The sequence below is a fragment of the Anaerobacillus sp. QJM3NY_32 genome (genome assembly GCF_056173645.1).
The window spans coordinates 895,992-910,589 of the sequence record NZ_CM149684.1; the positions used below are offsets into that span (position 1 = coordinate 895,992).

The window sequence follows — 14,598 nt, forward strand, 5'->3', positions numbered from 1 at the left end:
TGCACATCCTTCTTTTTAGTAGTCTATTCGATTCTTATGCTTTTCCCAGCTTTGAAAAGGTTCGTTCTTCTCATCCATTTCAATATGGTGAAACGGAATGGTTCTTTGTTCAGGTTTTTTCTCAATTTCGTTATAAATCACGGCATCATCAAAACCAGCGTCAGCAGCTTCATTTCTCGATGCAGCAAAATATACACGGTCTGGGCGAGACCAGTAGATTGCTCCAAGGCACATCGGGCAGGGCTCACAGCTTGCGTAAACAACACAGCCTTCAAGCTGATGCGTCCCGAGTTTTTGACAGGCGTTTCGTATTGCGACAACTTCTGCATGGGCAGTAGGATCATGATCCGTTGTCACTTGATTGAATCCTTCGCCTATAACAACGCCATTTTTGACGACGATTGCACCAAATGGCCCGCCGTTATGTTCAGTTACGCTTATAGATGCTAGCTGGATTGCATGTGTTAACCAATCTTTCTCCGTCATTTCATCACACTCCTGTACACTAATAATTAGACATATTCCACAGCATTCCCTATCTGATCAAATAAATTTCCATACAGGAGATTGGAATGTTAAGGCGAAGTGTTTTCTTAACGACTAAAGAGCGAGGGGGGAATTTTTGATTAATGTTATAACAAAATAAGGAGGGAATGAGAATGGAGCTATTAATCCTTGGTGGAACACGTTTTATTGGAAAATATGTAACAGAGAGAGCTTTAGAGAATGGACATACGGTTACGCTATTTAATAGAGGGACTAATAAGCAGCAATTTTCAGAGGTTGAAACGATTATCGGAGATCGTGATGGAGATTTATCCAGTCTAGCGGGAAGAAAGTGGGATGCCGTAATTGATACGTCAGGGTTTATTCCGAGAACAGTGAATAAATCGACGAAGCTTTTACAGGATAGGGTTAACCATTATACATATATATCGAGTGTTTCAGCTTATCAAGATTTCGGAGAAAAGCCATGTACAGAAAGTTCGCCTCTTCAGGAAATCTCAGATACGGAAGCGGAACGTATAACGGCAGGAACAGCTGGACCGATTTACAACGAGCATTATGGTGCACTAAAAGCGAAGTGTGAAGCTGTTGCAGAAAAGAATTTGAGTGGCCGGGTTCTTCATATTCGACCTGGACTCGTCGTAGGGCCGTATGATTATTCAGATCGCTTTACTTACTGGGTTAAGCGAATTCACGAGGGTGGTGAAGTTCTAGCGCCAGGAAACCCTGAGCGTCCGGTACAATTCATAGATGTGCGAGACCTTGCTGATTGGGTATTGCGAATGACGGAACAAAGGGTCGCGGGCGCGTACAATGTGACCGGGAGAGAAAGAATGAATACAATGGGGGAAGTGCTTGCGTCATGTAAAAAGGTGAGCGGAAGTAATGCGGTTTTTCGTTGGGTAAACGAAGAGTTTCTTCTTGAAAATGAAATAGCGCCGTGGACTGAATTACCGCTCTGGCTTCCTGAATCAATGAGCGCAGCTGAGACGAATATTGATCGGGCGCTTCGTGAGGGACTGAGCCTTCGTCCTCTTGAAGAAACGATTCACGATGTTTTAAACTGGCTACCCATTCGAAATGATGAGAACCCATTCAAAGCTGGACTTACAAGAGAGAAGGAGAAAGCCCTTTTACGTATGGCAGAATCACGATGAGTTTTCCCCTCCGAAAATGAGGCGATCTTAACCGAGTGAGTTAAAAGGACAGAGCCTGGCGGCGATCCGTCAGGTTTTTGTTGTTATGCTAGAATAATCTATTGGATGTAGTTGAACGATGTGAGGGAAGAATACTCGGTTTCATCAACGAAACAGAAGGAGGTCAAGATGATATCATTTCTTCTTACTTTAAAGAGGATGTTGTCAGCATTATGGAAAGCGATAAAGGATAAAGAATTTCAAGTTCTTTTCTTTCTTACAACGATTACACTCGTCTCAGGAACAATTTTCTATCACACTGTCGAAAGCTGGTCCGTGTTAGATTCGCTTTACTTTAGTGTTGTTACGCTAACAACTGTAGGGTTTGGGGATTTTAGTCCACAAACCGATTTTGGGAAAATTTTCACGATCATTTATTTATTCACAGGAGTTGGTCTAATTCTTGGATTTATTAATAAGCTTGCTTTACATATGGGAAGAAGTAAAAGGAAACAAGATTAATAGATAGTGATGATAAAGGGAGGGCTCAACTGGAAATGAAGTTGGGCTTTTTTTATCATTCATTAGGACGCACTCAATGCGGAGTTTGATTCCTTGCGTTATAACGAATACAAGCATATAATACAAAACGTAATGTTTACGATTTGTAAAAAGCGAGCTATTGGTATAGGTTGTGGATAATTGCTCTATGCACGGTGCCAAAACGAATAGCATAAATTAGAATAGATGAAGGGATGAATTAGGTTGGCTAAGAAATCGAAAGTAGTAAAAGAACAAAAGCGGCAGGAGCTCGTCATGAAGTATGCTGAGCTACGAAATGAATTGAAGGCAAAAGGAGATTTTGAAGCGTTACGAAAGCTCCCACGTGATTCATCACCAACACGCTTGAATAATCGGTGTGAAGTAACTGGTCGTCCGAAGGGGTATTTAAGGAAATTTAAAATGTCTAGAATTGCGTTTCGTGAATATGCTCATAAGGGGCAGATTCCTGGGGTGAAGAAGTCAAGCTGGTAAAAGGGTAGGGGAAGATATGGAGTGCAATGAACATTTGTTGAAGATGCTCGTTCGTGATATCGTGGCGAAGCTCCCTGAGAAGGAGAAAGCCCTCTATCAGTTCATCGATGAACTGGAAGTTAGGTTAATACAATCAGCGGCTACACCGGATCAATACCTTAACCTTCTGAAAAAGTATTCCCCATATCATGAAGCAGCTAATGAGTTTGGTATCTCAGCTTATAAGGCGAGAACAATGATGCATCGGATTGAATGGAAGATTGCCGCAAGATTGGATGAAAAGCTTCAGCGTATGAAATGGTTGGAGCAACCTTCAAGTGGAAAAAGAGTCATAAAAGGTTATCTCACGTTCTAAATGAAGAGAGGCAGCTCGCAATCGAGCCGCCTTCTCTTTTTCATTAGGAACTACAGTGATTTGAAGTAGGTACAAACCGTTTCAATTCCTTTTGTGAAATTATCAATGTGAAAATGTTCATTTGGAGCATGCAAGTTTTCTGATGGTAAGCCGAAGCCCATAAGGACGACGGGTGCTTCGAGAACGCGAGCGAACACTTCTACGATTGGTATTGATCCCCCTTCTTTAGGGAAGAGAGCGCGCTCGCCGTATACTTTTTCATAAGCATCGGCCGCTTTTTGAATCATAGGATCATTCGAATCAAGCGAGACTGGGCGTGCTTGAATAAATTGATTAACGGTCATCGTAGTACCTGCAGGTTGATGCTCGAGCAGGTGTTTTTCAATTAATTCGTAGATGTGCTGAGGATCCTGCTTCCCAACGAGACGACAGCTAATTTTACCAGTTGCTTCTGATGGAACAATCGTCTTAATTCCATCACCCTGGTAGCCACCTGAAATGCCGTTCAATTCGAGCGTCGGGCGAATGCCTGTCCGTTCCTTGAAGGAGAATCCTTTCTCACCAAATAAGGAAGTTAGTCCGAGCTCTTGCTTCATCGCTTCATCATCAGATGGAATACGAGCAATCTCTTCTCTTAATTCTTCTGTTAGTTCTGGTACCCCTTCGTAAAATCCTTCAACAGCAATGGATCCATCTTCGCTATGAAGACTATCGAGTAGCCGAACAAGGGAATGAACCGCGTTTGGAACGCCGCCACCATAAACTCCTGAATGCAAATCAGTATTCGCTGTTTTCACCTTCACCTCCATCGCAAGGGCGCCGCGTAGAGACGTACAAATGGCAGGTAATCCTTCTTTAATAAAAGAAGTATCTGAAATCACAACCGCGTCAGCAGCGAGCTTATCAGTGTTTTCTTCAATAAAAAGTCCAAGATGTGGACTTGCGATTTCTTCCTCACCTTCTATACAGAACTTCACATTGACGGGTAGCTTGTTATCTTCTTGCATCAGCAGTTCCACCGCTTTGATATGAATAAACAGCTGCCCTTTATCATCCGTTGCACCGCGGGCATAGATCTTATTATCACGAATAACGGGTTCAAATGGCGGTGTTTCCCAAAGTACGAGTGGGTCAGCAGGCTGTACATCATAATGGCCATAGATAAGAATTGTCGGTTGATCTTCCGCATAAAGCCAGTCGGCGTAAACGATCGGATGGCCGTCTGTTTCAATGACTTCAATGTTTTCCATGCCAGCTTTTTCTAAAGAATTTGCGACCCACTCAGCCCCTTTTTGAACGTCTGACTTATGGGTGGGAACGGCTGAAATACTTTGAATTTTTAGAAATTCTTCTAGCTCGTTAAGAAACGCATTTTTATGTTGTTCGATGGCTTTTTGCATATAGGTTTTCCTCCTCTATTATGTTGTCCTTATTATAGTCGAGTGTGGCTTATTTTTACATTGAAGCGTATTATAATGATGGATAAAAAAGGTAAACTGATAACAGTGCCTTGAATTTAAGATTAAAATTATTACATTCACATTAATTAGTTGTCATATTGAGTGAGTCTAAATACCTCCATGTGGAATCGATTCCTGATACGAAAGAACTATTTATTTTTGGTTTGGAAACCTTTTCAATACACGATTGCAAACCGCTTTCTTTTCTGTGAGAGTAGGGTTTACGTATCAAAAGTTGTGTATGAAATGTGACTTTTCGAGCTTGTTGACGTGTTCACATATTTTCCATACAGTTATGGCGAACGAAACAATCAACTAAAATTTTGAGGAGTGTGGCAGATGGGGAACGTGAAAAAGTCTTCTGTTTTTAAGGGGATTGCACTATCGACAATTATGCTAGTAAGTGGATTTGCAGGTACACCATTAACAACGAATGCAGCTGAAAATGAAGCTGAAACAGCTGTATGGTCACGTCAAGATGCGCAGGATTATGACTTATCAAAAGATAACACTGCACCTAACATTGACAATGTAGATGAAGTCGCTCCAGACTATTGGGTTTGGGATACATGGCCGCTACGTAACCGTGATGGATCAATTGCTCAGATAAACGGTTACCAGGTTGTTTTTGCACTTACAGCATCTAGAGAATATACATGGGGTGGCCGACATGACGAAGCTCAAATTCGCTACTTCTACTCGAAGAACGGGAAAGATTGGAAGATGGGCGGACTTGCTTATGATTCAGAAGATGCCCTAGGTTCTCGTCAATGGGCTGGTTCAGCGATGATGGATGATGATGGTAAGGTACATCTTTTCTATACAGCTTCAGGTCGTAAAGGTGAAGAGCAAACTACATTTGAACAACGTCTTGCGAAAACAACGTTTGATATCGAAGCAGATAAGAAATCAAAATCTGTTGAACTAAGCAACTTTGGCGAACACGAAATTCTTGCTGAAGCAGACGGCGAGTATTACGAAACGCAAGAACAAAAAACAGGTAATATCATTTATTCATTCCGTGACCCATGGTTCTTCCAGGACCCTAAGACAGGAAAAGAATACTTAATCTTTGAAGGAAATACAGCTGGAGACGACAAATCACTAGACCCAGAAAACATTGGTGATGCTGATTTCCGTGAAACGCACGATGTACCAGCTGGCGCTGAAGATTACAACGGGAACGTTGGGATTGCTGAAGCACAGAATGAAGATCTAACAGACTTTGAATTGCTTCCACCACTACTTGAAGCAAACGGTGTTAACCAGCAGCTTGAACGTCCTCACCTTCTTGTTAAAGGCGGAGACTACTACCTCTTCACAATCACACATAAATTTACGTTTGCTCCTGGATTAACTGGTCCTGATGGTCTTTATGGCTTTACGAATGATTCTCTTCGAGGAGACTACGAGCCGCTTAACGGCAACGGTCTTGTTGTAGCAAACCCTGAAGATGATCCTTTCATGACATACTCTCATGCAGTTATGCCGAACGGTACAGTTATTAGCTTTGTAAATGAGTATCGTGATGAAAATGGTGAACTTCAATATGGCGGTACATTTGCACCAACGCTTAAACTTTCGATCCATGGTAACGAAACAAAAGTAAACGGCGCACTTAAGCCAGGGCAAATCATGCCATCACACTAAAACTGGGAAACCAGACTAAAGGAGACTTACAAACATGAATAAGTTTTCAAAAACAGTAGCGACTTCCGTACTCGGATTCGCTACCCTGTTTTCAAGCTTTGCTCCGGCAACAGGCTTTGCGGCTGAGAGCGAAACGTCGAACTGGACAAGAGAAGATGCAGCAAAGATTGTGCAAAACAAGGATAATACAGCACCTGAAATTAATACAAAAGATCTTGAGCAGATTGCGCCAGATTATCATATCTGGGATACGTGGCCTCTTCGAAAAAAGGATGGCTCCATCGCAACTGTGAACGGATATAAAGTGATCTTCTCACTGACAGCACCAAGTGATGTATTGCCTGGTAAGCGTCATGATATCGCTGAAATCCGCTATTTCGTTTCAAAGAACGGTAAGGACTGGGAGCTTGGTGGAACTGTTTTCAATGAAGAACAGGCACTAGGTTCACGTCAATGGGCAGGTTCTGCCATGATTGAAGACGGCGAAATCAATTTCTTCTATACGGCAACTGGTCGTAAAGGCGAAGAGCAATTGACTTATGAACAGCGTCTTGTAAAAGCTTCTGCTGATGTGGATGCATCGAAAAAAGGAGTCGAATTTACAAACTGGTCTGATCATGAAGTGATTCTTGAGCCAGATGGCGAATACTACCAGACAATGGAACAAAGTAAGCAGGGCGACATCGCTTATGCATTCCGTGATCCATGGTTCTTCGAAGATCCTAAAACAGGCGAAGATTACATTTTGTTTGAAGGGAATTCCGGAGGCACGCCTGCAGAGCGCTCGGTTGAACAAGAACACATTGGTTCTGAAGACTTCGCTACTGTAGACGAAGTACCAGAAGTATCAAAGCTCTTTAACGGTAGCATTGGTATCGCAAAAGCAGAGAACGATGACTACACTGAGTTTGAAATCATGCCTCCGTTGATGGAAGCGAACAGCCTGAATCAGGAACTTGAGCGTCCGCATATCGTGACAAAAGGGAATAAATATTACCTTTTCACTGATACGCACAAGAACAAATTCGCTCCTGGAACGAATGGTCCAGATGGTCTCTATGGCTTCGTATCAAACTCTCTAACAGCAGACTATGAACCTCTTAACGGTAGTGGTCTTGTTGTAGCGAATCCAGAGAATGAACCATATCAAACGTACTCATGGATGGTAATGCCGAATGGCACAGTGGTTAGCTTTGCGAACTTCTATGACCTAAATGGCTTAACGATCGATGAACTTGGAGCGCAATCAGAGCAGTACCAATTTGACCACTTTGGTGGCACACTAGCACCATCTCTTAAACTTTCCATTCATAATGATGAAACGAAGATTGTGAAAGAAATGGATGCTGGCGTATTTAAATAATCTTTTATGGTAACTGTCGGGGGACACACTTCGGCAGTTACTTTTTTATTCAGAGATACCCTATTCGTAAACTCGATGGACAGGAGAGCTTGATACGATGAGAAAATGGTTGCTAGCTGTCGGAGCTATCTTAGTAATCGGCATAATTATACTCATAATGAGCTGGAATGAAAACAATGAATCTTCCAGGCAAGACGAAGTAAAAGAAGCGGGGATCCTAGAAGACTACAATCAATCGTATCGACCCCAATTTCACTATACGCCGATGCAAAACTGGATGAATGATCCAAATGGAATGGTCTTTTTTGAAGGACAATACCATTTATTTTATCAACATAATCCTTCTGGAAATGAATTTGGCAACATGGGCTGGGGCCATGCGGTTAGTGAGGACCTTTATAACTGGGAAGAGAAGCCAATGGCGCTAGAGGCGGATGATCAGGGAATGATTTTCTCGGGTGGTGCGGTCTATGACGAGAACAATACGAGCGGTCTTTTTAAAGAAGGAAAAGGGGGTCTCGTAGCGTTCTATACAATCGCTGGTGAAGAACAAACCCAGGGGCTTGCTTATAGTGAAGATGGTGGCGAAACATGGAAAAAGTACGGTGGTAACCCAATACTTCCGAATCCAGGAATCAAAGATTTTCGAGATCCAAAAGTGATCTGGCACGAGGAGTCTGAAAAGTGGATCATGCTTCTCGCTGCTGGAGATAAAGTTATCTTTTACGGTTCGGATAATTTGATCGATTGGCAGCAGCTTAGTGAATTTGGTGTCGATCAGGGAGCGCAGGGTGGCGTTTGGGAAACGCCAGAGTTATTTAAACTACCTGTCGATGAGGATTCGGAGAATGAAAAATGGGTGCTACAGGTGGATATGAATCCAGGCAGCGTCGCCGGCGGATCCGGTGGACAGTATTTTATCGGTGATTTTGATGGAGAGACGTTCACGAGAGAAGGCGCAAAAGAAGACATTAACTGGGTCGATTATGGAACTGATTTCTATGCGGCTCAAGCCTTCAGCAATCATGAAGGTAATCCGATTTGGATGGCGTGGATGAGCAATTGGATGTATGCGACTGATTTGCCAACGGATCCGTGGAAAGGGGCGATGTCTTTACCACGTCAGGTTTCTTTGAAAGAAGTGAACGGAGAAACGCGTCTTATCCAAGAGCCTGCGGGTGAGATTGAGTCAAATCGTTCTAAGAAGTTAGTGGATTTATCGGATAAAGAAGTGGAAGGTCGAATGCCGCTTGATGATTTTAAAGCAGATACGTATGAGGTGATCGCTGAATTTGATTTAGACACGTCAGGTGAATTCGGCTTCCGCGTTCGAAAGGGAGATGAAGAGGAAACGATTGTAGGTTATGACTCCAAGAATAATCTCGCGTTTGTTGATCGGCAAAATAGTGGCGATACAGGATTTCATGAACAGTTTCCTGGTGTGTATCGAGCTCCGCTTGAACCAACGGAAGATGGCAAAGTGAAGCTCCATCTTTTTGTTGATCGCTCTTCCGTTGAATTGTTTGTGAACGATGGAAAGCGTGTTATGACAAATCGGATCTTCCCATCTGAGGAAAGTGATGGTTTTGAGATCTATGCGATGAATGGCAAAGTGACACTTGATTCTTTAGAAGTGTATAAGCTTGATTCTTCGTGGAAAACGGGTGGGGAAGAGTAAAGGTTACATGTTGAGAGCGGTCATCTGCGATAAAGATGACCGCTTTTTCGTATTGGAGACTTCTTGTTGAGAGGTGAATCTCGTTATTTCCGCGAATTCTGGAATATATCCGCGATATTTTATTTTATTCCGCGAAAAACGTGATTTTTCCGCGATATTCTTAATTATTCCGCGAAATGCTCGATAATCGAAAATAAATTGGTCCATAGAAGGGGTTTCCTTTTCTTGGATTGGGGTACAAATAGCTATCTTGTAAATAATGGGGGATGTATGGAAATGGAATCATCATTTTCAAATTCAGAACAGCAAAAGTTTGTCAGTACTCTTCAGTCATTCAAGGAAAACCGTCAGAATCCAGTTGTGTTAGAAGAACTATTATCAGACGCTGCCGTTCTCATTGACCAGAATAATCTCGAATCCCTTTATCAACTCGCTAGTGACTATGATAAGGCGGGCGTTTTTGAAGGTGGACCATGGGAAGAACCTCGTAAATTACAACCGCCTCTTGTAGGGGGATCTTTTAAAATAGACGGAAACTATTCGATTTTTGAAGTACTAAGTGAGCTTCGTATGCTTGCGATTGCGAAAGAGGAATATACTCATCCAGATGTTTCGAGCGAACAGGCTCGCACTTTTCTAAACAAAGTCATGGCGCTAAATCTCCAAATGATTTTCCCAGCTGAGACGGAGGAAGCAAGAATCAATCAAGGTCAAGAACAAAAGAGGGGCATGAACCTTTTTCAATTTTTAGCTGAAAAGATGTCGCTCGGATCGCTGTCGGCTACGTTTGTGGATGAAATTGATCGACTAACCGCACAGCGCCCGATCATGGTAAAGCGAATTAAAGAAATGATCGGTTACGCTGAAAATCTCTTGTCTTCAGAGGACTTAAGCACAGAAGGACGCGCGAGCATTCAGCGCTATCTCGATAGCGTGCATGCTCCGACGGAACTGAGTCAATCCTATCCGGACTTTATGGACTATCGCGATCAATTCAATGCGTTATCTGAAATGGAGAAAGAGTTAGAAGCGGAACGGTTCGCTGATGTCATGCGTGATACAGGTCTCGTTTCTCCCATTCACGCACAGCTTGCTCGTACCCTTGCTGAGGAGGACGCTTCTCATCTACTCGTCCTCACGCTTGGATTAACTGAAAAAGGTGAAGCTAATTTAAATGAGCATTTTTCTTTGGTAAAAGAGCTCATTTTACTATCAATCTATCCTGTCACAGCTCAGTCCCTCTATGGACTTGCGCGCATGCTTGAGCGTGGGGTTTTATCCTCTCCTCCGGTAATCCCAGGGCTTGAAAGGATCATTGAAATCGATATGCTAGCAGAAGTAGAAAAGGATTTAATGGCTTCACGGAATCATCCTGATGATGTGACAAATGTAGGGATTTTACTTTCAGGTCTACTGAGTGTGCTAGGGCAACCGCTTGGCATTGGTCAGGGGATGAATCCTACATGTCAATCTGCGCGAGGAATCAGCCTTTGGTCACAGCATGACCCTGGATTCCTTCTAGAACTTGTTGCAAGAGCGTGTCGTGATGGTGAGGTTGATATTTCGTTTGAAGGGGTTGAAATCAATTCTTCTCTCATCTTAGGAGGTCTAGCTCCGGATCTTCACAAAGAGCTTGATGCCGTTTCCCTTATCCTCGTTCCGCATCTTGATCGCGTTTACGATGAAATGATGAAGCGCAGTGCCTTTCGTGGGGAAGATGGTCATAAATTTGTGAATCCAGAATTTTACGGTCAGTGGATATCCAAAGAGTTTTCTTCTGTTATCAATCCAGTTACTGGTGGCGTGTCAGATTATGAGCAGTTTGCTCGGCTTTTTTACGCGACGCATCATCCAGACTACAACGCAGGACATCAGCTCATTTATCCAAACCCGGTCGGAATTTTCGTTACGACGGCTAATGCGGACTTACTCGGGTTGCATGCCATTTCGATTCAACGTATTGCTGCGGATTCATCCGGACAAATGAGAGTTTATTTCTATAATCCGAACAATGATAGCGGTCAAGATTGGGGGCAGGGCATTAAGTCAACGGTTCGGAATCACGGCGAAGAGGAAGGGGAAGCGAGCCTTCCATTTGATCAATTCCTTTCACGTGTTTATGCCTATCACTATAACCCAAACGAGATGGGCGATTTAGCGGTCGTTCCAGATGAATTGATTGATCGGGTGACATCTCTCGCAAAAGAAAGCTGGGGACAGAAATATCAGTGGGCAGATTTAACGAATCCGTTTTTAATTTAAAAGGTTGATGGGTTCCCTTCTTCTTCATAGAAGGTGGACCCTTTTCTTATTAAGGGGTAGAGTAGAGAGAATAGATGATTCACTAATTAGGAGGTACATAATATGGAAGCAAAACTAGTGATTGATGCACGCGCGATACTTGGAGAAGGTCCTTGCTGGGATGATCAAAGCCAGCTTCTCTATTGGGTGGATATTGAAGGGAAGAAGGTTCACGCCTACAATCCAATGACCGCAGGCAATATTGAGACGCAACAGGAGCAAATGGTTGGCACAATTGCTCCGCGAGAATCAGGCGGACTTGTGATGGCGATGGCCGGTGGCTTTTATGCGATGAACCTTTCTACGGAGAGCGTGGAAGCAATCACCGATCCAGAAAGCCATTTACCAGATAACCGATTTAATGATGGCAAGTGTGATCCGGCAGGCAGGTTTTGGGCAGGTACGATGCACTTAGAAGGATTAAAAGGAGAAGGAGCGCTTTATTGCCTTGATGAAAACCTTGAAGTGACGAAGAAAGTCGATCATGTGAGTACATCAAATGGTTTGGCATGGTCACCTGATACGCGCTACATGTACTTTATTGATACACCAACGAAAAAAGTTGTCCGCTATGATTATGATTTTTCTACCGGTGATATTCGTAACCCCGTTGAGGTGATCACTATTCCAGACGGAGAAGGGATGCCGGATGGGATGACGAGCGATGAAGAAGGAAATCTGTGGATTGCCCACTGGGGTGGATCTAAGGTAACGAGATGGAATCCTGATACCGGTGAGCGAATGCTAGAAGTAAGCGTCCCTGCATTGAACGTAACATCATGCGTATTTGGTGGAAAAGAGCGGAACGAGCTCTACATTACTACTGCTAGAACGAATACGAGTGAAGAAGAGCTAAAGCAGTTTCCGTATGCAGGCGGAGTGTTTCGAGTGAAAACAAATGTGATAGGCAGTCGAACCTACTCGTTTAAAGGTTAGTCCTTTTCCCTTCCTTCTTGTTTAAAAGTCTTCTATAATAGTAGGAAAATAATAGAAAATGAATAAAAAAAGAAGGGGAGGCTGAGTGTGAAACTAAAATCACTCATCGCAATGGGGCTTTTTTTATTGCTGCTTGCGGGTTGTTCGGATCAACCATCAGCGGTTGATGCGTTCGATACATATGTTAAGGACTGGAATAAACAAGAATTTAGCAGCATGTATAAGAAGTTATCACCTGCTATGCAAAAGGAAATATCAGAAGAAGACTTTGTTGATCGCTACAAATCTATTTATGGCGATGTAGAAGTCGAGGATTTGAAAGTTACTTTTAAGAAACCGGAAGAAGAGCCTGAGCCAAATGATGAAGGAGAAGTGACGTTTCCTTTTTCAGTGTCGATGCAGACACTAGCTGGCGAAGTTTCGTTTGATAACGAAGCAACGCTAGTCCTGACTGAAGGAGACGACGCTGATTCTTACGGTGTGAACTGGAATCCTTCGTTTATTTTTAAAGAATTGAAGGAAGGCGATGAGGTCGCCATTCGTTCTTCAGTTCCGGTTCGTGGTGAATTGACCGATCGGAATGGAGAGGGCTTAGCGATCAATGGTACGGTTAAGCAAATTGGCGTTGTGCCGCAGGCCATTGAATCTGATCAAGAAAAGATTGTGAATGAGCTTAGTGATGCGTTGAAGGTGAGCGTAGCGGATATTGAGAAAGAGCTTAATCAGGGGTGGGTGCAGTCTGATCCAACACAATTCGTTCCGCTAAAAAGCGTGATGGAATCAGAGGAAGAGTTACTTGCTGAAGCAAGTGAGATTACAGGCGTTCAGATAAACAATACGACTGAAAGAATCTATCCTTTTGGTGAAAGTGCTGCACATTTAACAGGCTATATTCGTCAGATGCAGAAAGAAGATCTAGAGAAGTATGCAGGAAAAGGGTATTCCAGCTATGAAAGCATTGGAAAGGCTGGCCTCGAGCAAGTGTATGAAGACGAGCTTCATGGTGTAACGGGCTGGTCGATTGAAGTAAAGGGAGCAGATCCTGAGAAAGTGATTGCCAGTAAGGAAAAGGTTGATGGCGAGAACATTCAAGTTACGATCGATGGCACTGTCCAACAGAAGTTGTTTGAAGAGCTTGGAAAAGATCCGGGAACTGCGGTAGCGCTCCATCCAACAACAGGTGAGACGCTTGCATTAACAAGCTCCCCTGCCTATAATCCAAATGATTTTACACTTGGGTTTGACGAAGGCGAGTATGCGAAGTTAGCTGATAATAAGGATCTTCCTTTTTCAGCGAAGTTTAATAAAACGTATTCACCAGGCTCGACGATTAAGCCGCTTACTGCCTCGATCGCACTACGAGATGGGGATTTAGATCCGAATGCAGTTGAGAAAATTGATGGTTTGAAGTGGCAGCCAGACTCAAGCTGGGGTGGATATAAAGTGACGCGCGTGAAGCCTGCAGATCCGGAAGTAAACCTTGCAGAAGCGCTTATGCATTCGGACAATATTTATTTTGCACGTAAAGCGCTGGATCTTGGCGCAGATAAGTTCCAGAAAGGATTGGAGTCGTTCCAGGTTGGTCAGGAAGTTGAGTTTCCTTTTCCAACTGAAAACTCTTCGATCTCGAACGGTGGGCTCGATGATAATGACATTCTTTTAGCTGACTCTGCCTATGGACAGGGGGAGCTACAGATTTCTCCTTATCAGTTAGCGATGACCTATACGACGTTTGCGAATGATGGCGTGATGCTGAAACCGACGCTTCGAACGGGAGAAGACGAGTCAGCGGAGGAGTATGAAGTGATTTCTCCTCAAATCGCCTCGATTGTGAGCGATGATCTTGCGAAGGTGGTTTCTGATCCTGAGGGTACCGCTTATGATCCAGTGGTTAAAGGCATTTCGCTCGCTGGTAAGACAGGAACGGCTGAGTTAAAAGCGGCAGGCGAAGAAGAAGGCCCAGAAAATGGACTGTTTGTCGCGTATAATACGGACAAGAACGACTTACTTGTCGCGATGATGGTCGAAGGTGCCTCAAGTCACGATATTACAGGCAAAGTAAAAGACGTTTTCGCTGAAATGCAGTGATGTTGGATGGACTTTGGCTGGCTGATCGCGGTTTATTGGCCAAATTCCTGATATATTGGCTAAACTGAGATTTTATTGTCCAAAACGCG

General features: G+C 43.4%; 12 protein-coding genes. 10 read left to right on the top strand and 2 right to left on the bottom strand.

The window, feature by feature from the left end; all coding sequences use genetic code 11:
* Positions 1-15: 15 nt before the first annotated feature.
* Positions 16-486 (bottom strand): nucleoside deaminase, encoded by a 471-nt coding sequence (locus AC0VYH_RS04870; RefSeq protein ID WP_430243655.1) that lies wholly within the window; start codon positions 484-486, stop codon positions 16-18.
* A gap of 173 nt (positions 487-659) precedes the next feature.
* Between AC0VYH_RS04870 and AC0VYH_RS04875 the strand changes: the two genes are divergently transcribed.
* The 4 genes from AC0VYH_RS04875 to AC0VYH_RS04890 all read left to right on the top strand — a co-directional run bounded on the left by AC0VYH_RS04875 (position 660) and on the right by AC0VYH_RS04890 (position 3,033).
* Positions 660-1,664 (top strand): SDR family oxidoreductase, encoded by a 1,005-nt coding sequence (locus AC0VYH_RS04875; protein ID WP_475366710.1) that lies wholly within the window; start codon positions 660-662, stop codon positions 1,662-1,664.
* Positions 1,665-1,832: 168 nt separating this feature from the next.
* A complete protein-coding gene (locus AC0VYH_RS04880; protein ID WP_194220467.1) occupies positions 1,833-2,165 on the top strand; it encodes a potassium channel family protein in 333 nt (110 codons plus the stop codon).
* Between the two features lie 243 nt (positions 2,166-2,408).
* A complete protein-coding gene (rpsN, locus tag AC0VYH_RS04885) occupies positions 2,409-2,678 on the top strand; it encodes a 30S ribosomal protein S14 (RefSeq protein WP_404682878.1) in 270 nt (89 codons plus the stop codon).
* A 16-nt stretch (positions 2,679-2,694) separates the two neighbouring features.
* Positions 2,695-3,033: a hypothetical protein gene (locus tag AC0VYH_RS04890; RefSeq protein ID WP_430243650.1), complete on the top strand. Its 339-nt coding sequence runs from the start codon at positions 2,695-2,697 to the stop codon at positions 3,031-3,033.
* Between the two features lie 50 nt (positions 3,034-3,083).
* Here AC0VYH_RS04890 and AC0VYH_RS04895 read toward each other — a convergent pair whose 3' ends face one another.
* The gene (locus AC0VYH_RS04895; RefSeq protein ID WP_475373361.1) at positions 3,084-4,433 is read right to left on the bottom strand and encodes a dipeptidase; all 1,350 of its coding nucleotides are present in this window, start codon (positions 4,431-4,433) and stop codon (positions 3,084-3,086) included.
* A gap of 399 nt (positions 4,434-4,832) precedes the next feature.
* Here AC0VYH_RS04895 and AC0VYH_RS04900 point away from each other — a divergent pair, with 399 nt between their 5' ends.
* The 6 genes from AC0VYH_RS04900 (at position 4,833) to AC0VYH_RS04925 (ending at position 14,509) form a co-directional block, all read left to right on the top strand.
* The gene (locus AC0VYH_RS04900; protein WP_475373362.1) at positions 4,833-6,143 is read left to right on the top strand and encodes a glycoside hydrolase family 68 protein; all 1,311 of its coding nucleotides are present in this window, start codon (positions 4,833-4,835) and stop codon (positions 6,141-6,143) included.
* A 34-nt stretch (positions 6,144-6,177) separates the two neighbouring features.
* Entirely contained in the window at positions 6,178-7,506 is a 1,329-nt protein-coding gene (locus tag AC0VYH_RS04905) for a glycoside hydrolase family 68 protein (RefSeq protein ID WP_475366712.1), read from the top strand.
* A gap of 97 nt (positions 7,507-7,603) precedes the next feature.
* A complete protein-coding gene (locus tag AC0VYH_RS04910; RefSeq protein WP_475373363.1) occupies positions 7,604-9,184 on the top strand; it encodes a glycoside hydrolase family 32 protein in 1,581 nt (526 codons plus the stop codon).
* A 276-nt stretch (positions 9,185-9,460) separates the two neighbouring features.
* Positions 9,461-11,446, top strand: coding sequence for a ferritin family protein (locus AC0VYH_RS04915; protein ID WP_475373364.1), 1,986 nt, complete (start codon positions 9,461-9,463; stop codon positions 11,444-11,446).
* Positions 11,447-11,548: 102 nt separating this feature from the next.
* On the top strand, positions 11,549-12,421 hold the full coding sequence (locus AC0VYH_RS04920) for an SMP-30/gluconolactonase/LRE family protein (protein ID WP_475373365.1): 873 nt from the start codon (positions 11,549-11,551) through the stop codon (positions 12,419-12,421).
* Between the two features lie 87 nt (positions 12,422-12,508).
* Complete coding sequence (locus AC0VYH_RS04925; RefSeq protein ID WP_475373366.1) at positions 12,509-14,509, top strand: penicillin-binding transpeptidase domain-containing protein; 2,001 nt, start codon at positions 12,509-12,511, stop codon at positions 14,507-14,509.
* Positions 14,510-14,598: the final 89 nt, after the last annotated feature.

Bases quoted from the DNA above. Each gene is read 5' to 3' on its own strand.
- AC0VYH_RS04920 (WP_475373365.1), top strand. From the start codon at position 11,549: ATGGAAGCAAAACTAGTGATTGATGCACGCGCGATACTTGGAGAAGGT.
- AC0VYH_RS04900 (WP_475373362.1), top strand. From the start codon at position 4,833: ATGGGGAACGTGAAAAAGTCTTCTGTTTTTAAGGGGATTGCACTATCG.
- AC0VYH_RS04915 (WP_475373364.1), top strand. From the start codon at position 9,461: ATGGAATCATCATTTTCAAATTCAGAACAGCAAAAGTTTGTCAGTACT.
- AC0VYH_RS04870 (WP_430243655.1), bottom strand. From the start codon at position 486: ATGACGGAGAAAGATTGGTTAACACATGCAATCCAGCTAGCATCTATA.
- AC0VYH_RS04880 (WP_194220467.1), top strand. From the start codon at position 1,833: ATGATATCATTTCTTCTTACTTTAAAGAGGATGTTGTCAGCATTATGG.
- AC0VYH_RS04890 (WP_430243650.1), top strand. From the start codon at position 2,695: ATGGAGTGCAATGAACATTTGTTGAAGATGCTCGTTCGTGATATCGTG.
- AC0VYH_RS04875 (WP_475366710.1), top strand. From the start codon at position 660: ATGGAGCTATTAATCCTTGGTGGAACACGTTTTATTGGAAAATATGTA.
- AC0VYH_RS04895 (WP_475373361.1), bottom strand. From the start codon at position 4,433: ATGCAAAAAGCCATCGAACAACATAAAAATGCGTTTCTTAACGAGCTA.
- AC0VYH_RS04910 (WP_475373363.1), top strand. From the start codon at position 7,604: ATGAGAAAATGGTTGCTAGCTGTCGGAGCTATCTTAGTAATCGGCATA.
- AC0VYH_RS04905 (WP_475366712.1), top strand. From the start codon at position 6,178: ATGAATAAGTTTTCAAAAACAGTAGCGACTTCCGTACTCGGATTCGCT.